The 18,200-nt window shown below is 72.1% G+C and carries 16 protein-coding genes; 11 read left to right on the forward strand and 5 right to left on the reverse strand.

The window, feature by feature from the left end; translation table 11 throughout:
• Positions 1-31 precede the first annotated feature (31 nt).
• Together treS and WMR31_RS18950 are read right to left on the reverse strand one after the other, a co-directional pair.
• The gene (gene treS, locus WMR31_RS18945; RefSeq protein ID WP_340540454.1) at positions 32-2,341 is read right to left on the reverse strand and encodes a maltose alpha-D-glucosyltransferase; all 2,310 of its coding nucleotides are present in this window, start codon (positions 2,339-2,341) and stop codon (positions 32-34) included.
• An 87-nt stretch (positions 2,342-2,428) separates the two neighbouring features.
• Positions 2,429-3,811 carry an FAD-binding oxidoreductase gene (locus WMR31_RS18950; RefSeq protein WP_340540455.1) on the reverse strand — a complete coding sequence of 461 codons (1,383 nt, stop codon included), beginning with the start codon at positions 3,809-3,811 and terminating at the stop codon, positions 2,429-2,431.
• 167 nt (positions 3,812-3,978) lie between these two features.
• Between WMR31_RS18950 and WMR31_RS18955 the strand changes: the two genes are divergently transcribed.
• From WMR31_RS18955 to WMR31_RS18965, 3 genes are all read left to right on the forward strand, one after another.
• Positions 3,979-5,691: an AMP-binding protein gene (locus tag WMR31_RS18955; RefSeq protein ID WP_340540456.1), complete on the forward strand. Its 1,713-nt coding sequence runs from the start codon at positions 3,979-3,981 to the stop codon at positions 5,689-5,691.
• Between the two features lie 62 nt (positions 5,692-5,753).
• Positions 5,754-6,284, forward strand: coding sequence for an RNA polymerase sigma factor (locus WMR31_RS18960; protein WP_340540457.1), 531 nt, complete (start codon positions 5,754-5,756; stop codon positions 6,282-6,284).
• Positions 6,281-7,144 carry a hypothetical protein gene (locus tag WMR31_RS18965; RefSeq protein ID WP_340540458.1) on the forward strand — a complete coding sequence of 288 codons (864 nt, stop codon included), beginning with the start codon at positions 6,281-6,283 and terminating at the stop codon, positions 7,142-7,144. The genes WMR31_RS18960 and WMR31_RS18965 overlap by 4 nt, the downstream gene beginning before the upstream one ends.
• 15 nt (positions 7,145-7,159) lie before the next feature.
• Here WMR31_RS18965 and WMR31_RS18970 read toward each other — a convergent pair whose 3' ends face one another.
• Positions 7,160-7,831, reverse strand: coding sequence for an NADPH-dependent F420 reductase (locus WMR31_RS18970; protein WP_340540459.1), 672 nt, complete (start codon positions 7,829-7,831; stop codon positions 7,160-7,162).
• 84 nt (positions 7,832-7,915) lie between these two features.
• Between WMR31_RS18970 and WMR31_RS18975 the strand changes: the two genes are divergently transcribed.
• Positions 7,916-8,479, forward strand: a complete 564-nt coding sequence (locus WMR31_RS18975; RefSeq protein WP_340540460.1) for a TetR/AcrR family transcriptional regulator — start codon at positions 7,916-7,918, stop codon at positions 8,477-8,479.
• 18 nt (positions 8,480-8,497) lie between these two features.
• On the opposite strand, the gene gdhA is transcribed toward WMR31_RS18975, so the two are convergent.
• Complete coding sequence (gene gdhA, locus WMR31_RS18980; RefSeq protein ID WP_340540461.1) at positions 8,498-9,847, reverse strand: NADP-specific glutamate dehydrogenase; 1,350 nt, start codon at positions 9,845-9,847, stop codon at positions 8,498-8,500.
• Positions 9,848-10,034: 187 nt separating this feature from the next.
• Here gdhA and WMR31_RS18985 point away from each other — a divergent pair, with 187 nt between their 5' ends.
• From WMR31_RS18985 to WMR31_RS19010, 6 genes are all read left to right on the forward strand, one after another.
• Positions 10,035-10,481 carry a Fur family transcriptional regulator gene (locus WMR31_RS18985; RefSeq protein WP_340540462.1) on the forward strand — a complete coding sequence of 149 codons (447 nt, stop codon included), beginning with the start codon at positions 10,035-10,037 and terminating at the stop codon, positions 10,479-10,481.
• A gap of 50 nt (positions 10,482-10,531) precedes the next feature.
• On the forward strand, positions 10,532-12,787 hold the full coding sequence (gene katG / locus WMR31_RS18990; protein ID WP_340540463.1) for a catalase/peroxidase HPI: 2,256 nt from the start codon (positions 10,532-10,534) through the stop codon (positions 12,785-12,787).
• Positions 12,788-12,894: 107 nt separating this feature from the next.
• Positions 12,895-14,343 (forward strand): hypothetical protein, encoded by a 1,449-nt coding sequence (locus WMR31_RS18995; protein ID WP_340540464.1) that lies wholly within the window; start codon positions 12,895-12,897, stop codon positions 14,341-14,343.
• Entirely contained in the window at positions 14,340-14,744 is a 405-nt protein-coding gene (locus WMR31_RS19000; RefSeq protein ID WP_340540465.1) for an HIT family protein, read from the forward strand. Before WMR31_RS18995 ends, WMR31_RS19000 begins: the two co-directional genes overlap by 4 nt.
• Positions 14,745-14,956: 212 nt before the next feature.
• Complete coding sequence (locus WMR31_RS19005) at positions 14,957-15,724, forward strand: SDR family NAD(P)-dependent oxidoreductase (RefSeq protein WP_340540466.1); 768 nt, start codon at positions 14,957-14,959, stop codon at positions 15,722-15,724.
• Between the two features lie 164 nt (positions 15,725-15,888).
• Complete coding sequence (locus tag WMR31_RS19010) at positions 15,889-16,899, forward strand: DUF3048 domain-containing protein (protein WP_340540467.1); 1,011 nt, start codon at positions 15,889-15,891, stop codon at positions 16,897-16,899.
• Here the strand turns inward: WMR31_RS19010 and WMR31_RS19015 are convergent.
• Positions 16,892-17,449 carry a TetR family transcriptional regulator gene (locus tag WMR31_RS19015; RefSeq protein ID WP_340540468.1) on the reverse strand — a complete coding sequence of 186 codons (558 nt, stop codon included), beginning with the start codon at positions 17,447-17,449 and terminating at the stop codon, positions 16,892-16,894. The two genes, WMR31_RS19010 and WMR31_RS19015, sit on opposite strands and share 8 nt — an antisense overlap.
• Before the next feature lie 123 nt (positions 17,450-17,572).
• Between WMR31_RS19015 and WMR31_RS19020 the strand changes: the two genes are divergently transcribed.
• Positions 17,573-18,133: a YqgE/AlgH family protein gene (locus tag WMR31_RS19020; RefSeq protein ID WP_340540469.1), complete on the forward strand. Its 561-nt coding sequence runs from the start codon at positions 17,573-17,575 to the stop codon at positions 18,131-18,133.
• Positions 18,134-18,200: the final 67 nt, after the last annotated feature.

Consider the following 18,200-nt stretch of genomic DNA (forward strand, 5'->3'; position numbering starts at 1 on the left):
ACTACCCGCGCGCCGAGGTCAGCGAGAGGAGTCAGTCGGTGACATCGAACTCGTCCTCGGCATCCTCCGGCGGCGCCGGGGCCTCCACCACCAGGGAGTGCCCCGCGTGCGGCGCGAGGGTGATGCTGAAGTTGTTGAGCTCGTCGATCTCACCCACCTCGACGCCGTCGACCATGTCGCGCACCGTCGAGCCGGGCTCGAAGTGGCTCGAGTTCACCGTGCCCGAGATCTCCTCGGCCGAGAAGTTCAGGACGGTCGCCTGGGTGCGGCCGTCGGGGAGCTCGTGCACCATCACCAGCATGCTCCGGTTAGAGACCGCCGGCACCTCGAGCTGCGTGGCGACGTCGAGGCCGGACTCCCGGCGGAGCTTGAGGATCGTGCGCAGGCCTGACACGAACGAGTCGTCGTCGGCGAGCTGGGTCGGCAGGTCGCCGTACAGGCTGCGGCCGCGGGGCATGCCGGTGAAGGAGGCTCCGGGGTCGTTGCTGCGATAGCCCATGAGGTCGTAGGCCCCGCGGTGCAGCCACCGGGTGTCGCCGGTGGCGAGCAGGTGCTCGATGCCCTCGCGGGGGAGCGGCAGCATGCCGCACAGGTCCCACCCCGACAGTGCGAAGACGCCCGGCTGCCAGGCGTTGAACATCGACAGCAGCAGGTGCGCACGCTTGATCTGCTCGATGTCGTCGTCGGTGAGGGAGTCCAGCGACTCGAGGCCCAGGGCCCCGGCGATGACGCTCGCCGTCGTCGAGGCGATGCCGTTGGTGGTGAAGATCGCGTTGTACGGCGCGTGCGGGCCGGTGAGCCGGTCGATGAGCTCGGCGCGGATCAGCACGGCGAGGTCGCCGCCGTGGATCGTCTCCCCGCGGAAGGTGAACTCGTCGTCCTTGTGCAGGGTCGCGAAGTGGACGAGCTCGTAGGTGAGCTCGTCGTGGTTCTGCAGGGCGTGCACGAGGCTGCGCGGCGCCACCTCGAAGTCGAGGGAGGCGTTCAGGGTGAGCCGCAGGAACTCGGTGTCGCCGACGGCGAGCGCGTGCTGGTAGGCCGGTCGGTTGATGAAGTCGTAGGACAGGTCGGCCCCTGCGCGCGAGGTCTGCCGGATGTCGTCGATGGTGAGGTTGAGCTCCTGGAAGGTGAAGCCACCGACCTTGCGCACCATGCTCGCGATCAGGTGGTTGGCCGCCTCCGAGAGCGGGTGACCCTCCGACCAGGCCGGCGAGCCCTCGGCGCTCTTCTCCACGCCGAGGAAGCCGTTGGCGTCCAGGCGGAGCGCGCCGGTGCCGAGGTCGCCGAGTGAGTGGAGCGCGTCGCCGATCACCAGGCGCATGCCGGCGAAGGTGGGGTCGAGCCAGTTGATCGAGGGCTGTCCCTCCTTGAAGTAGTGCAGGTAGACCCAGCGCCGGGTCTGCCCGTCGGGGCCGACGACGGGGGCGGTCGCGCTCCAGTTGGTGTCCTTGATGCCGGGGTCGTGGAAGATGACGCGCTGGAGCTCGCCCACGATGTAGCCGGCCTTCGCGAGCCGGTCCTCCTGCTCGAAGTTCAGGTTCGCCGAGTCCCGGCCGGGCCGGATGTCGGGGAGCAGGTGCCAGTCGTCGGGCTCGATCTCGACCATGTGGTAGACGCCCGGGTAGTCCCGGTACCCCATCTCGGCCAGCCGGAAGTCGGCTCCCTTTCCGGTGTGCCCGGGCACGATGTCGTCGATGATCGTGCCGCCGTGCTCGCCGGCCACCTCGCACATCGCGCGGAAGTCGTCCTCGTTGCCGAAGGCGACGTCGATCTCGGTGCTCACCCGGTCGAAGTGGCCGTCGACGCTCGGCGTCGGCTGCCAGCCGTCGAGCCCACCGGCCCGCTTGACCGGGCCGGTGTGGACGGCGTTGATGCCGATCTGCTCGAACGCCTCCCACAGCGCGGGATCGCCCAAGGTGCCGAGGAAGGTCTCGCCGGGCTTGGTGAGGAACGACAGGGGGTAGGCGGTGAACCACACCGACGCCGTCTCGATGGCGGCCTGCGGATCGGGCTGTGCGTACGGGTTCTGCCACATGCTGCCGCGGCCGGAGAACTGTCCGGCGATCACCGTGGCGTCGTGCAGCATCGAGGACCGTTCCAGCCACATCACGTAGGCCGGGTTGGTGCCTACCGGTTCGCCGGTGCGGTCCTCGCCCAGCATCGGGCTGCCCTGCGGCCGCAGCCTCGCGCGTGGGCGCAGGGCGCGCGGCCGGGCCGGGAAGAACTGCTCGGAGTAGGTGATCTCGCTCGGCTCGTGCTCGACCGGTTCGGTCTCCACGAGCTCTCCGGTCTCCTGGTCCTGGTCGACTGCATCGGACGGGGCGTTCGTCGCGTCCTCCATGTCGTTCAACATAGCGGCCGGGGCGCCGACCTCTGGAAGCCCGGTCTGGTCCCCGGTCCGCATCGCCACGCGGTGCCTCGGCCGCGATCAGATCTCGAACATCGTGCCCGGGTTGAGCAGGCCGCGCGGGTCGAGGGCGTCCTTGATCCGGCGGTTGAGAGCGAGGACGTCGTCGCCGACGCAGTGGCCGAGCCAGGGCTGCTTCAGCCGGCCGACGCCGTGCTCGCCGGTGATCGTGCCGCCGAGCGAGACCGCGAGCTCCATGATCTCGCCGTACGCCGTGTGGGCGCGTCGGTGCTGGTCGGTGTCGGTCGGGTCGAGGACGAGTAGCGGGTGGGTGTTGCCGTCGGCGGCGTGCGCGATCACCGCGATCCGCACGTCGCGAGCCGCGGCGATCTCGGCGATGCCGAGCACGAGGTCGCCGAGCCGGGTGAGCGGGACGCCGACGTCCTCCAGCAGGAGCGAGCCGTGGCCCTCGAGCGCGGGGATCGCCATCCGGCGGGCGGCGACGAACGCCTCGCCCTCCTCGGGGTCGGTGGTGAAGTAGCACTCGGTGGCGCCATTGGCCTCGCACGCGCCCGACATCGTCTCGATCTCGCGGGCCGCGGCATCGCCGCTCTCGTCGGACTGCATCACCAGGATCGCCGCGGCGGAGCGGTCCAGGCCCATGTGGGTGAGGTCCTCGACGGCGGCGATCGTGACGCCGTCCATGAGCTCCAGCATCGCCGGCCGCAGCCGCCGGGTGATATCGAGGACCGTGCGGCAGGCGTCGTCGAGCGAGGCGAAGCTCGCGACGAGGGTCGCGGGCGGGTGCGGTGCCGGCAGCAGGCGGAGCACGATGCGCGTGACGATGCCGAGGGTGCCCTCGCTGCCGACGAACAGCTTGGTGAGCGAGAGCCCGGCGACGTCCTTGAGGCGGGGACCGCCGAGCTCGACCGCGGTGCCGTCGGCGAGCACGACGGTGAGGCCGAGCACGTAGTCGGTGGTGACGCCGTACTTCGCACAGCACAGGCCGCCGGCGTTGGTGGCGACGTTCCCGCCGATCGAGCAGATCTCGTACGACGACGGATCGGGCGGGTACCACAGGCCGTGCTCGGCGACGGCTGCCTTCACCTCGGCGTTGAGGAGCCCGGGCTCGACGACCGCGGTGCGCGTGTGCGGGTCGACCTCGATGCCGCGCATCCGCTCGGTCGAGATCACCAGGCAGCCGTCGACGGCGGTCGCCCCGCCGGAGAGTCCGGTGCCGGCGCCGCGGGTGACGATCGCCAGGCCGTGCTCGCCGGCGAACCGGACTGCGGCCTGGACGTCGGGGGTGCTGGTGGCCCGCACGACGGCGCGCGGCGTCCCGGCGTCCGGGTCGTTGGCCCGGTCGAACCGATAGCCCGCCATCCGGTCCGGCTCGAGGATCAACGCCCCCTCCGGAAGCGCCCCCTCCAGCGGACCGAAGTCGATCACCGATGCACTCGCCATTCCCGGATTCAACCAGCCCTCCTCGACGCTGACCCGTCAGCTATAGCGGACGGGTCAGCGGAAATTGGACGGTGAGCCGTCAGCTATAGCGGACGGGTCAGCGTGAACGGCGGTCCAGGAGGCGGGTGGTGGTGGCGGTCCGGGGCGGTTCGTCGCAGGATGAGCGGGTGACTGCGACCTCCGCGCTCCGCGCCTCCCGTGACCAGCTGATCGACCTCCGCACCGACTATGCGGGTGCGATCGAGGGCTTCGAGTGGCCCGACGTCGGCGACAGCTTCAACTTCGCCCACGACTGGTTCGACGCCGTCGCCCGCGGCAACGACGCGCCCGCACTGGTGATCGTGGAGGAGGACGGATCGCGTGCGGCGTACAGCTTCGACGAGCTCGCGACCCGCTCGGACCAGGTCGCGGCGATGCTGCGCGACGCCGGGATCGGTCGTGGCGACAGCGTCGTGGTGATGCTCGGGAACCAGGTCGAGCTGTGGGAGAGCATGCTCGCGGTGATGAAGCTCGGCGCCGTGGTGATGCCCACGACCACCGCGGTCGGACCGGCCGAGCTCGTCGACCGGCTCGAGCGGGGCGAGGCCAAGGCCGTGATCTGCAACGCCGCCGACACCGCGAAGTTCGACGAGGTGCCGGGCGAGTACCGCCGGTTCGTCGTCGGGGACGCCGAGGCGGCCGGCGGGGGATGGCGGCCGTACGCGGCGGCGTACGAGATCGCCGACCACGAGCCGATCGAGCACCCGGGCAATGCCACCACCGACCGGCTGCTGCTCTACTTCACCTCCGGCACGACCAGCCGGCCCAAGCTGGTCGAGCACACCCACCGCTCCTACCCGGTGGGACATCTGTCGACGATGTACTGGCTCGGGCTGCGGCCCGGCGACGTCCACCTCAACATCTCCAGCCCGGGCTGGGCCAAGCACGCCTGGTCCAACTTCTTCGCCCCGTGGCTGGCCGAGGCGACGGTGTTCGTCTACAACTACGCCCGCTTCGACGCCGTCGCGCTGCTCGGCCAGATCCGCGACGAGGGGGTGACGACGTTCTGCGCGCCGCCGACGGTGTGGCGGATGCTCATCAACGCCGACCTGTCCGGCGGCCCTGGGGTGCTGCGCGAGGCGATCGGCGCCGGGGAGCCGCTCAACCCCGAGGTCATCAGCCAGGTCGAGAAGGCGTGGGGGCTCACGATCCGCGACGGTTTCGGGCAGACCGAGACCACCGCGAGCATCGCCAACACCCCCGGTCAGCCGGTGCGCGCCGGCTCGATGGGGCGCGCGCTGCCCGGCGTCCCGGTGGTGCTGGTCGATCCGGCAACCGGCGAGGTCGTCGACGGCGTGGGCGAGGGCGAGATCTGCCTCGACCTCGCAGCGAGCCCGCTCACCCTGATGACCGGCTACCAGGGCGACCCCGAGCGCAACGCCGACGCGATGGCCGGCGGTTTCTACCACACCGGCGACGTCGCCGCCCGCGACGAGGACGGCTACATCACCTACGTCGGCCGCACCGACGACGTGTTCAAGGCCTCCGACTACAAGATCAGCCCCTTCGAGCTGGAGTCGGTGCTCATCGAGCACCCGGCGGTCGCCGAGGCGGCCGTCGTCCCGGCACCGGACGCCGTCCGGCTCGCCGTCCCGAAGGCCTACATCGCGCTCGCGCCCGGCCACGAGCCGACGCCGGAGACCGCGCGGTCGATCCTGGCCTACGCCCGCGAGCACCTCGCGCCGTACCTGCGGGTGCGGCGCCTGGAGTTCTTCGAGCTGCCCAAGACGATCTCGGGGAAGATCCGCCGCGTCGAGCTGCGCCACCGCGAGGTCGACGTGAGCGAGCACCGGCCGGCCACCGAGTATCGCGACAGCGACTTCCCCGACCTCTCCGGCTGAGCGCCGTCCAGGATGAGCGGCGCCGCCCGGCACAGCGGGTGGGTCGGCGGACATGAGGGGGTATGGACACGGTCGAGCTCAGGTTCCGCCGCTGCTTCGAGCGCAGCTACGACGATCTCGTGCGCTTCGTGCAGCGGCGGTCGTCGCCCGAGCAGGCCGAGGACGTCGTCGCCGACGCCTTCCTGGTCGCCTGGCGGCGGGTCGGGGAACTGCCCGACGACGACGATGAGGCGCGCGCCTGGCTGTTCGGCATCGCCCGCAACACGATGCTCAACGCACGCCGCGGTGCCGCCCGTCGTCAGGCCCTGGCGGTCCGGGTGGCGAACCCGGACGACGTCGCCGACGAGGCCGGCGCGGTCGTCGAGCGACTCCACCTGGTCGAGGCCTGGAACCGGCTCCGCCCGGTCGACCAGGAGGCCCTCGCGCTCGCGCTCTGGGACGACCTGACCAGCGACCAGGCCGCCGCGGTCCTGCGGATCTCGGCCGTCGCGTACCGACACCGGCTCTCGCGGGCCCGCCGTGCCCTGCGCCTGCACCTGGCCCTCGGTGACCCAGGCGCCTCCATCCCACCTCAGCAAGGAGCACTGCGATGACTCGCCACGATCACCCCGGACACCGCGACCCACTCGACCTGGGCGTGCGCGGCCTCGACCCCGCTTCGCGGCCGGACCCCTACCGTTCGGCCGGCCCGACGGCGCAGGCCACCCTCGAGCGCATCCTCGACACGCCGCCGGCCCCTGTCGCCCGGCCCGAGCGCCCGGGCCCGCGGCGTCGCCTGGTCGCCCTCGGGGTCGCCGCGACCGCCACCGCGGGCGTCGCGGCCGGCGTCAGCGCACTCCTCGGGGGAGGTCCCGCCTACGCCTCGTGGACCTCGACCGCTACGCCCCTGTCGGCGACCGCCGCCGACGAGGCGGCCGGCGAATGCCGCTCGCTCCAGGTCGACCTGCGCAGCCACGACGCGGAGGCCTGGGGACCGAGCGCCGGGCAGATCCGCGCGGGCGAGATCAGCGTCGCCGAACGCCGCGGCGACTGGACCCTGGTGGTGCTGCGGATCGGGTCCTACACCGGCACCTGCCTCCTCGGCGCCGACGACCCGATGGTCGCGATGAGCCCCGACGTCCCCGCCGCGGGGCCGCTCGCGCCGTCGTCGTTCGGGTCCGGCTCGACGGCGGAGGGCGGCATGGGGTGGGTCACCGGCGACCTGCCCGACGGCGTCCGGTCGGTGAGCGTGGAGTCCGCCGGCCGCACCCTGCAGGCCACGGTCTCCGACGACGCCTACGCCGCATGGTGGCCCGACGCCACGACGTCCGGCGCCGACCCGATCACCCTCACCGCCACCTACGCCGACGGTCACACCGAGACCCGGACCGTCGAGCCCCCGACCGTGCTGCCCGGTGCCCCCGGCCTGGGTGGCGACCGACTGGAGAACCCGGACGCCGTCAGCCCCCGGTGAGCGCGGGCCGTCGCGTCAGCGCACGACCTTGACGTTGAAGCGCGCGGTGCCCAGAGCCCCCATCAGGCGCAGCCAGAGGGGGAGGAGGTGCTCGGTGCCGCGGGCTGTCTCCAGCGGGCCGAGGTCGAGGACGTCGTCGTGGCCGAAGCTCTCCAGCAGCGCGACGACCTCCGCCTTGGCCGCTGCGTCGTCCCCCGACACGAAGACGGTGCCTCCCGCGCCCAGCAGGCCGGGGTCGGCCATCAGCTCGGCGGTGAGCGTGTTGAGCGCCTTGACTACCGAGGTCTCGGGAAACCGGCGCTGGATCTGCTCGGCCAGGGAGTCGGTGCTGTCCACCAGCAGCGTCGGTGGGAAGCCCGCGGAGAAGTCCAGCGGATTGGTGAGGTCGAGCAGCGTCTTGCCGGCCAGGTTCTCCGCGCCGGCCAGCGCCAGGACGTCGAGGGCGGTCGCGCCGCTGGTCGCGTTGACGACGAGCTCGGCCCCGGCGGCCGCGTCGGCGAACGTGGCCAGCCCGACGTCGGGGACGGCGCGCATCCAGTCGGCGAAGGGGGCGGAGCCCTCTGGATCGGTGCGGGCCATGGTGGCCTCCGGGTCGCGCGTGCCGACGACCACGCAGTGCCCGAGCCCGGCCAGGCGGGCCGCGATCGCCTGGCCGACCATGCCGGTGCCGAGGACAGCGAGGTGCATGGGATCTCCTCCGAGAGGCAAGAGAGACAGGTCTGTCTCGTAGGTCACGAGACGCTAGCAGACAGACCTGTCTATCCTCAAGGGGTGACCTCGTCCGCGGCCCGGCAGCGCATCCTCGACGCCGCGTTCCCGCTCTTCTACGCCCACGGCCTGCGCGCGGTCGGGGTCGACCGGATCATCGCCGAGTCGGGCGTCGCGAAGGCGACGTTCTACCGCCACTTCCCGGCCAAGGACGACCTGGTCGTGGCCTACCTGGATCGGGTCGACGAGATCTGGACCGGGCAGCTGCACGACGCCGCCCGGGACGCCGGGCCCAACCCGGCCGACCAGCTCGTCGGCCTCTTCGACGCCCTCGCCCTGGCCTGCCGGCGCGACGGCTATCGCGGATGCGCGTTCATCAACGCCGCCGCCGAGTCCGTGCCGGGCACGCCGGTGCACCAGCGCACGGTGGCTCACAAGGAGGCCGTCCTGCGGTGGGTCCGCGACCTGGCGGCCGACGCCGGACTCGAAGACGCCGACGCCGTGGCCCGCTCGCTCACCCTGCTGCTCGACGGCGGTCTGTCGGCCGGCGCACTGGCCGCCGACCCGGACGCGGCCGTGCGCGCCAAGGCGGCCGCCCGGCTCGTCGTGGCCGCCGCGACTCCCTAAGTGGGACTCCCCGCGCCGTCAGATCAGGCCGAGGGCGAGCATGGCGTCGGCGACCTGGATGAACCCGCCGATGTTGGCGCCGGCGATGTAGTTGCCGGGGGAGCCGTACTCGTCGGCGGTCTCCAGGCAGCGGGTGTGGATGCCGCGCATGATCTCGGCCAGGCGTGCCTCGGTGTGCTCGAAGCTCCACGAGTCGCGCGAGGCGTTCTGCTGCATCTCCAGGGCGCTGGTGGCCACGCCGCCGGCGTTGGCGGCCTTGCCGGGAGCGAAGCCGACCCCGGCCTCGACGAACAGGCGGACGGCGTCCGGGGTGCACGGCATGTTGGCGCCCTCGGCGACGATCGTGCAGCCCGAGGCGATGAGCGCCTTGGCGTCGGTGCCGTTGAGCTCGTTCTGGGTGGCGCAGGGCAGCGCGATGTCGCAGGGGACCTCCCAGATCGAGCCGGACGCCGAGAAGCGCGCGCCCCCGCCGCGGGCCTCGACGTACTCGGCGACCCGGCCGCGCCGGTTCTCCTTGATGTCCTTGACCAGATCGAGGTCGATGCCCGCCTCGTCGACGATGTAGCCCGAAGAGTCCGAGCAGGCCACCACGGTGCCGCCGAGCTGGTGCACCTTCTCGATGGCGTAGATCGCGACATTGCCCGAGCCGGAGACGACGACCTTCTTGCCGTCGTAGGACTCGCCGCGGGCCTTGAGCATCTCGTGGGTGAAGTAGACCGTGCCGTAGCCGGTGGCCTCGGTGCGCACCTGCGAGCCGCCCCAGGTGACTCCCTTGCCGGTGAGCACGCCGGACTCGTAACGGTTGGTGATCCGCTTGTACTGCCCGAACAGGTAGCCGACCTCGCGCCCGCCCACGCCGATGTCGCCGGCCGGCACGTCGGTGTACTCGCCGATGTGGCGGTAGAGCTCGGTCATGAAGGCCTGGCAGAAGCGCATCACCTCGGCGTCCGAGCGGCCCTTGGGGTCGAAGTCGCTGCCGCCCTTGCCGCCGCCGATCGGCAGGCCGGTGAGGGAGTTCTTGAAGATCTGCTCGAAGCCGAGGAACTTCACGATGCCGAGGTAGACCGAGGGGTGGAAGCGCAGGCCGCCCTTGTAGGGGCCCAGCGCGGAGTTGAACTCGACCCGGAAGCCCCGGTTGATCTGCACGTTGCCCTGGTCGTCGGCCCACGGCACCCGGAAGATGATCTGCCGCTCCGGCTCGCACAGTCGGCGGATCACCGCGGCGTCGGCGTAGTGCGGGTGCTTGGCCACGACCGGTCCGAGGCTGTCGAGCACCTCGTGGACGGCCTGGTGGAACTCGGTCTCGCCCGCGTTGCGGCGCAGCACCTCGTCGTAGATGTCGTGGAGCTTCTCGTCGAGCCCGGGCATGGCACTGTCTCCTGTCGGCCGGTGTGGACCGGCTTTCGGCGGGGGGCGGCGAGCGTCGTTGAGCGCCGGTCGGGACGACGTCCCGATCGCGACCAGGGTAGGCGCCCGGTTCCGGAGCCGGTCGGGGCCGTCTCAGGCATGGCTCACCAAACTTGATTAATTCAAGAATCGCCGACATGGTGGCCTCATGGAGCAGATCGCGGACGCCGAGGACCTCGCGCAGGTGCTGCGCGGCGCCTCGCTGCGCGTCACCCGCCCCCGGGTCGCGCTCCTCGCCGCCGTGCACGACCACCCGCACGCCGACACCGACACCCTGATCCGGGCCGTCCGGGTGGCGCTGCCCGAGGTCTCCCACCAGGCGGTCTACGACTCGCTGCACGCGCTCACCGGGGCGGGGGTGCTGCGCCGGATCCAGCCGAACGGGTCGGTGGCGCGCTACGAGGCGCGCATCGACGACAACCACCACCACCTCGTCTGCCGATCCTGCGGCGCGATCGCCGACGTCGACTGCGCCGTCGGCGACGCGCCCTGCCTCACCGCCGCCCACGATCACGGCTTCGCGATCGAGGAGGCCGAGGTCATCTACTGGGGCCGTTGCCCCACCTGCGCCGCAACGAGCGCTCCCACCCCCTGAGCACGCCCAGTCATCGATCCAGCACACCGAGCAAGTCGAGAGAGGGAACTATGTCCGAGAAGAACCAGGCCGACGCCGTCGTCGGCGAGGTGAACGACAGCCAGGCAGCGGTGGACGCCGCGTGCCCGGTGATCCACGGTGAGGCCACCCCGGCCGAGACCGGCGGCCCCCACGACTGGTGGCCGCAGCGGCTCGACCTGAAGGTGCTGGCGAAGAACCCGGCCGTGGCGAACCCGCTCGGCGAGGACTTCGACTACGCGGCGGCGTTCGAGACCCTCGACCTGCCGGCGGTGAAGGCCGACATCGCCACCGTGCTCACCGACTCCCAGGACTGGTGGCCGGCCGACTTCGGCAACTACGGCCCGTTCATGATCCGCATGGCCTGGCACAGCGCCGGCACCTACCGGATCCAGGACGGCCGCGGCGGCGCCGGCAGCGGTCAGCAGCGCTTCGCCCCGCTCAACAGCTGGCCCGACAACGTCAGCCTCGACAAGGCCCGCCGCCTGCTGTGGCCGGTGAAGAAGAAGTACGGCTCGTCCCTGTCGTGGGCCGACCTGATCGTCCTGGCCGGCAACGTCGCGCTGGAGACGATGGGCTTCAAGACGTTCGGGTTCTCCGGTGGCCGGGTCGACGCGTGGGAGGCCGACGACGACATCTACTGGGGTCCCGAGACCGAGTGGCTCGGCGGCGACCGCGGTGGCGAGGAGCGCTACCACGGTGACCGTCAGCTCGACAACCCGCTCGCCGCCGTCCAGATGGGCCTGATCTACGTCAACCCCGAGGGCCCCGAGGGCAAGCCCGACCCGGTCGCCTCGGCCCGCGACATCCGCGAGACCTTCGCCCGGATGGCGATGAACGACGAGGAGACCGTCGCCCTCATCGCCGGCGGCCACACCTTCGGCAAGACCCACGGTGCCGCCCCCGCCGACAACCTCGGTGGCGAGCCCGAGGCCGCCCCGATGGAGCAGATGGGCCTGGGCTGGCGCAACAGCTACGGCACCGGCGTGGGCCCCGACGCGATCACCAGCGGGCTGGAGGTCACCTGGACCTACCACCCCACCCGCTGGGACAACGAGTTCTTCCACATCCTGTTCGCCTACGAGTGGGAGCTCACGCACTCGCCGGCCGGCGCCCAGCAGTGGCGACCCACCAAGGGCGCGGGTGCCGACATGGTCCCCGACGCGTTCGGCGACGGGAAGCGCGAGCCGCGGATGCTCACCTCCGACCTCGCGCTGCGCTTCGACCCCGTCTACGAGCAGATCTCGCGGCGCTTCCTGGCCGACCCCGAGGCGTTCGCCGACGCCTTCGCCCGCGCCTGGTTCAAGCTCACCCACCGTGACCTCGGCCCCAAGTCGCGCTACGTCGGCCCCGAGGTGCCCGCCGAGGACCTGCTGTGGCAGGACCCGCTCCCCGCGGCCGACTACGAGCAGATCGACGCCGCCGACATCGCCGCCCTCAAGCAGGCCGTGCTCGACTCCGGCCTGACCACCGCCGAGCTCGTCTCGACCGCGTGGGCCTCCGCGGCGTCCTTCCGGGCCAGCGACAAGCGCGGCGGCGCGAACGGCGCCCGGATCCGGCTGCAGCCGCAGGTCGGCTGGGCGGTCAACAACCCCGACCAGCTGCGCCGCGTACTCGGCAAGCTCGAGGAGATCCGCGCCGACTTCAACGGCAAGGCCGAGGGTGGCCGTCAGGTCTCCCTCGCGGACCTCATCGTGCTCGCCGGCACCGCCGCCGTCGAGGCGGCCGCCAAGGAGGGCGGCCACCCGGTCGAGGTCGGCTTCACCCCCGGTCGCGTCGACGCCGACCAGGAGAACACCGACATCGAGTCCTTCGAGGCGCTCGAGCCCGGCTGGGACGGCTTCCGCAACTACGTCGCCAAGGGCGTCCCGGTGCCCGGCGAGTACCTCCTGGTCGACCGCGCCAACCAGCTCAACCTCTCCGCCCCGGAGATGACCGTGCTGGTCGGCGGGCTGCGGGTGCTCGGCGCCAACTACGACGGCTCCGACCTCGGCGTCCTCACCGATCGTCCCGGCACGTTGAGCAACGACTACTTCGTCAACGTGCTCGACTCCGACAACGCCTGGAGCGCCACCAACGACGACTCCTCGCTCTTCGAGGCCCGCGGTCACGATGGCGGCGACGTCCGCTGGCGCGGCACCCGCGCCGACCTCGTGTTCGGCTCCAACGCCGAGCTGCGCGCGGTCGCCGAGGTCTACGGCAGCGACTCCGCGGAGGAGAAGTTCGTCCGCGACTTCGCCAAGGCCTGGACCAAGGTCATGGAGCTGGACCGGTTCGACCTGGACTGATCCTCCGACGGCCCGTCAACGGGCCGCACGCGACGACGGCGTCGCCCCGACCGGGGCGGCGCCGTCGTCGCTTCGCGGGCGATCTCGGAGTCGGCCATGATGACCCGGTGACCCATGGCATCTCGTTCCCGGCGGACCCCGACGGGCGCCGCAGCACCACCGAGCTCGGTCGCGAGGTCGTCGCCGACGCGCTGCGTGGCGTCGACCCGGCCGGTGCGCTCGGCGTCGAGCAGGAGACCAACTGGCGCAGCGGCTATCTCGCGCACTTCCGGCGGCTCGTGGAGGCCGGGCTGATCTCGCCGGAGGCCTGGGTGCGGATCGCACGCGACGGGCTGGAGTCCGTCGGCTCGCGGATGGTCGTCGCCGACCCGGACGCCGACGACTCGGCGGACGCGCCGCTCGCCTCGCTCGCGACCGCCACGCCGTCGCGCACCCTGCGGACCGAGATCGTGCACGGCGCGGCGGACCCCACCGCCGAGCTGTCGGTGCCCTATCGCGGCCGGGTGCTGCGGGGCGCGGAGCTGGTCGCCCAGTTGGCGGCCTGGGCCGAGCGCGGCATCCTCGAGCCGTCGGCGGCCGAGGCGGTCGGCGAGGTCGTGGCCCATCCCGAGTGGCTGGCCGCCGAGGGCCACACGGTCGTCGTCCTGGGCGCCGGCGCCGAGATGGGGCCGTTGGCCCCGCTGCTGCGCTGGGGCGCCACCGTCGCCGCCGTCGACCTGCCCCGCGAGGCCGTGTGGGAGCGGGTCCGACGCACCGCCGCGGAATCCGCCGGTCGGCTGCTGGTGCCCGTCGGCGCGGACGGCGCCGCCGGGGCCGACCTGCTGGCCGAGGTGCCCGACGTCGCAGCCTGGGCCGAAGGGCTCGACGGACGCCTGGTCGTGGGCAACTACCTCTACGCCGACGGCGCGACCCACGTCCGGGTGAGCGTGGCCGCCGACGTCCTCGGCACCCGGCTGATCGCGGCGCGGCCCGGCACCGGGCGGGCCTTCCTGGCCACTCCCACCGACGTCTTCGCGGTGCCGCGCGCCGCGGTCGAGGCCTCCAACGCGGCCTATGCGCAGCGTTCCGCGCTGGCCAAGACGCTGGGCCGACCCCTGCGCTGGGCCTCGCGCGGCCGCCTGCTCCACCGCGCCTATCCGCCCGGCGCCGACCCGGGGATCGGCGACAGCCTGGTGCCGGTCCAAGGCCCGAACTACGCGCTGGCCAAGCGGATCCAACGGTGGCGCGCCAGCGTCTCGCGGGCCGACGGCGAGCTGGTGTCCTTCCACGTGGCCCCCTCCACCCGGACCCGCTCGGTGGTGAAGAACCGCGCCCTGGCCGCCGCGTTCGCCGGCGCGCACCGCTTCGGCGTCGAGGTGTTCGAGCCGGCCACCGCCAACACGCTCATGGCCGCGCTGCTGGTGCGCGACCTCGCCCAGCCGCCCGCTCGGCACGCCCACCCCTGGCAGGACGAGGACGACGCCGCCGTCCACGGCGGCCTGTGGCGCGCGGCCTACGAGCCGCGCAGCGCGCTCGGGTTGGCTGCCGTGCTCGGCTACGGGAGCGCCCGCGGATGAGCTGTGCCTTCTGTGCCATCGCGGCGGGGGAGACGCCGGCCGACCTCGTCCTCGACGAGCCGGACGTGCTGGCCTTCCTCGACCGGCGACCGGTCTTCAAGGGCCACACCCTGCTGATCCCTCGCTCGCACGTGGAGACCCTGCCCGACCTCCCGGCCGACCAGCGCGATGGCTTCCTCGAGGCGGCCCAGCGACTCGCGGTCGCGGTGAAGGAGGGGCTGGGCGCGCAGGGGAGCTTCGTGGCGATGAACAACACGGTGAGCCAGTCGGTGCCGCACCTGCACCTGCACGTCGTCCCGCGCACCAAGGGAGACGGGCTGCGCGGATTCTTCTGGCCGCGCACCACCTACACCGAGGGCGAGGCGGCCGAGTACGCCGCGCGGTTGCGCGAGGTCCTGTAGCCCGGCCGAGCGCTCGTCTGGGCCGTGAGGCAACCTTGCCGGCGCCCACCGCGTCTACTCAGGCATGACCGACCTCCGGAACACCCTGGTCGCGACCGCGGGCATCCTGGTGCTCACCGCCCTCGCGTTCATGCTTCAGACCCCGCTCGGGGGGCGCTGACGGTTGCCCTTACGGTGGACCGGTCAGTCCCCCAGCAGAGGAGTCACCAGGAATGGGTCGTTACGACGGGCGTGTCGCCATCATCACCGGAGCAGCGCGCGGCATCGGGTTCGCCATCGCTACCCGCCTTGCCGAGGAGGGCGCCTCGGTCGCCGTCGTCGACCTCGATGAGTCCGCCGCAGCCGAGGCTGCCGGTCGTCTCCCGCTCGTGGAGGGCGCCAAGGCCATCGGCATCGGCGCCGACGTGAGCAACGCCGCCGACGTCGACGCCGCGATCGCGCGGGTCGTCGAGGAGCTCGGCGGCATCCACGTGCTGGTGAACAACGCAGGCATCACCCGCGACAACCTGCTGTTCAAGATGACCGAGGACGACTGGGACCTGGTGATGGGCGTCCACCTCAAGGGCGCCTTCTTGATGACCAAGGCCGCCCAGAAGCACTTCGTGGACCAGAAGTACGGCAAGATCCTCAACCTCTCCAGCGTCTCCGCGCTCGGGAACCGCGGCCAGGCCAACTACTCCGCGGCCAAGATGGGCGTGCAGGGCTTCACCCGCACGCTCGGCATCGAGCTCGGCCCGTTCGGCGTCAACGCCAACGCGATCGCGCCCGGCTTCATCGCCACCGACATGACCGACGCCACCGCGGCCCGCCTCAAGCTCGACGTCGAGGAGTTCCGCCGGCTCAGCGGCGAGGCCAACCCGGTCAAGCGGGTCGGCTTCCCCGAGGACATCGCCGCGACCGTCGCGTTCCTGTGCAGCGACGAGGCCTCCTACATCACCGGCCAGACGCTCTACGTCGACGGCGGCGCCACCCTCGTCTGAGCCCGGCCGACGCCCATCGGGGCCTCGGCGACGTCGACACGCCCGGCCGCCTGCGCGCGCCGGGCGTCGTCGGCGCGCACACTGGAGCCGATAGTCGACTGTTTCAGTACACGATCAGGCCCTCCGAAGAACACTTGCACCACCACTGCTTGAAGGGATCCACCGTGCGCCGCACCCGCACCGCTCTCGCCACCCTCACGACGTTGTCCGTCTGCCTGATGCTCGGGGCCTGCGGAGGCGACAAGAAGGAAGACGACTCCTCCGCGCCCGCCTCCGACGCGCCGACCTCGGAGGCCGCCGAGCCGCAGACGTGGCCGCTGACCGGTCTTCCGGTCAAGGACGGCGAGGCGGCCAAGGACCACCCGGTGTACGTCCTGAAGATGGACAACACCGCCAATAGCGCGCCCCAGCAGGGTCTCGGGTCCGCCGACCTGGTCGTCGAGGAGCTCGTCGAGGGCGGAGCCACCCGACTGGCGGCGTTCTACTACTCCAAGATCCCCGGCGACGTCGGTCCGGTGCGCTCGATGCGGGCCTCCGACATCGGCATCGTGACGCCGGCCGACGCGACCGTCGTCACCAGCGGCGCCGCCGCGCCGACGATCGCGCGCCTGAAGAAGGCCGACATCTCCTGGGTCACCGAGGGCTCGGAGGGCTTCTTCCGCGAGGACTCCCGCAGCGCGCCCTACAACCTGTTCGCCAACCTCCAAGACGTCGCGAAGGCGGCCAAGGAGAAGGCCGTGCGCCCCGAGGACTACCTGCCCTTCGGCAGCGCCGACGACCTCCCCAAGGGTCAGAAGGCGACCTCGATCACCGCGGCGTTCTCGGCCGGTCACACCACCGAGTGGACCTACCGGGACGGCACCTACGTCAACGACAACTCCTTCGCCGCCGAGGGGGACCAGTTCCCGGCCGACACGATCCTGGTGCTGCGCGTCAAGGTCGGCGACGCCGGCTACGTCGACCCCGCCGGGAACCCGGTGCCAGAGACCAAGTTCGAGGGCAGCGGCGAGGCGATGCTCTTCCACGGCGGCCGCCTGGTGCGCGGCACCTGGACCAAGGACGCCCTGGAGTCCACCATCACGCTCTCGACCAAGGAGGGCGACCTCACGGTGCCCGCCGGTCACACGTGGATCGAGCTGGTGCCGCAGGACGGCGGCGACGTCACGTTCAAGTAGCGGCGAGCGCCCTGAGACCGCCCACGATCAGGGTGAGGGCGGTCTCGTGATCGGCCGCGCCGGCCCGCAGCGCCGCTTCGAGGGCGAACGCGGTGGCAGGTGCTGCCGCGGCGGCGGGGAGCACCTCGGTCAGCAGCTCCAGCAGGCAGGCGTAGGTCGTGCGGCGCTCGTGCGCCCGGTACCGCTCGGCGCCGAGCACCGCCGGCGCGTCCTGGACGACGATGCGGGCGAAGCTCGGCTCCCCGGCGACGACGAGCAGCAGCCCGACGCCCGTCGTCGTCCGGTCCCACGGATCGGCGATGCCGGCGCACCGACCGCGGACCCGGTCGGCCGCCCCGGTGCCGAGGCGCTCGACGACGGCCTCGAAGAGGGCCTGCTTGCCGGAGTAGTGGTGATACAGCGCACCCTTGCTCACCCCGGCCGCGGCCACGATCAGCTCCAACCGGGCCTCGGCGTATCCCGCCCTCGCGAACGTCGTCTCGGCGGCCTCGAGCAGCGCCTCCCGCGTCGCCGCCGCGGGATCGGGCAGCGAATCGCTCGGCGTCGGCACCGCGACAGCCTAGGCGGTAGGCGGCATCTGGGCAGGCGAGTCTGCGCACAGCCGCGCCGGCTCGGCGTCGGCCCGACCAGCGGGGTCGTTGGCCTCGGGGCCCGCACGGGTCATGATGGGGCGGTGAGCGATCTGCGGGCGGGGATGCTGCTCGTGGCGACCCCTGCCATCGGCGACCCGAACTTCGCCGAGACGGTGGTGCTCCTCCTCGACGTCGACGACGACGGCGGCTCGGTGGGCGTCATCTTGAACCGGCCCACCGGGCTGGCGGTCTCCGAGGTGCTCGGCGGGTGGGGCGAGGTCGTCGACGAGCCCGAGGTGCTCTTCCAGGGCGGTCCCGTGGAGACCGACGGCGCGCTCGCGGTGGCCCTGCGTCGCAGCGACGACGACGGCGTCCTCGGCATGCGCGCGGTGGTCGACCGCCTCGCGCTGCTCGACCTCGACACCCCCGTCGAGCTGGTGGGCGACGAGATCGACGGGCTGCGCATCTTCGCCGGCTACGCCGGCTGGGGGGCCGGCCAGCTCGACCGGGAGATCGAGGAGGGCAGCTGGTACGTCGTCCCGGGCATCGCGCCCGACGTGTTCCGCAGCGACACCTCGACGCTGTGGCGCGACGTCCTGCGTCGTCAGCCGGGCGATCTCGCGCTGTACTCCACGCGCCCGCTGGACCCGGGGCTGAACTGAGCGATGGACCACACCCGGGGAGTTCGTGGGCGACGCAGCCCGCGACTACCCTGGGAGCCGTGACCTC

Source organism: Nocardioides epinepheli, assembly GCF_037936805.1.
In the GTDB taxonomy this organism is placed as follows: domain Bacteria; phylum Actinomycetota; class Actinomycetes; order Propionibacteriales; family Nocardioidaceae; genus Nocardioides.

Excerpts from the sequence above, each read along its gene's own strand:
- treS (WP_340540454.1), bottom strand. The coding sequence starts at position 2,341 with ATGGAGGACGCGACGAACGCCCCGTCCGATGCAGTCGACCAGGACCAG.
- WMR31_RS18950 (WP_340540455.1), bottom strand. The coding sequence starts at position 3,811 with ATGGCGAGTGCATCGGTGATCGACTTCGGTCCGCTGGAGGGGGCGCTT.
- WMR31_RS18960 (WP_340540457.1), top strand. The coding sequence starts at position 5,754 with ATGGACACGGTCGAGCTCAGGTTCCGCCGCTGCTTCGAGCGCAGCTAC.
- WMR31_RS18965 (WP_340540458.1), top strand. The coding sequence starts at position 6,281 with ATGACTCGCCACGATCACCCCGGACACCGCGACCCACTCGACCTGGGC.
- WMR31_RS18970 (WP_340540459.1), bottom strand. The coding sequence starts at position 7,831 with ATGCACCTCGCTGTCCTCGGCACCGGCATGGTCGGCCAGGCGATCGCG.
- gdhA (WP_340540461.1), bottom strand. The coding sequence starts at position 9,847 with ATGCCCGGGCTCGACGAGAAGCTCCACGACATCTACGACGAGGTGCTG.
- WMR31_RS18985 (WP_340540462.1), top strand. The coding sequence starts at position 10,035 with ATGGAGCAGATCGCGGACGCCGAGGACCTCGCGCAGGTGCTGCGCGGC.
- katG (WP_340540463.1), top strand. The coding sequence starts at position 10,532 with ATGTCCGAGAAGAACCAGGCCGACGCCGTCGTCGGCGAGGTGAACGAC.
- WMR31_RS19000 (WP_340540465.1), top strand. The coding sequence starts at position 14,340 with ATGAGCTGTGCCTTCTGTGCCATCGCGGCGGGGGAGACGCCGGCCGAC.
- WMR31_RS19005 (WP_340540466.1), top strand. The coding sequence starts at position 14,957 with ATGGGTCGTTACGACGGGCGTGTCGCCATCATCACCGGAGCAGCGCGC.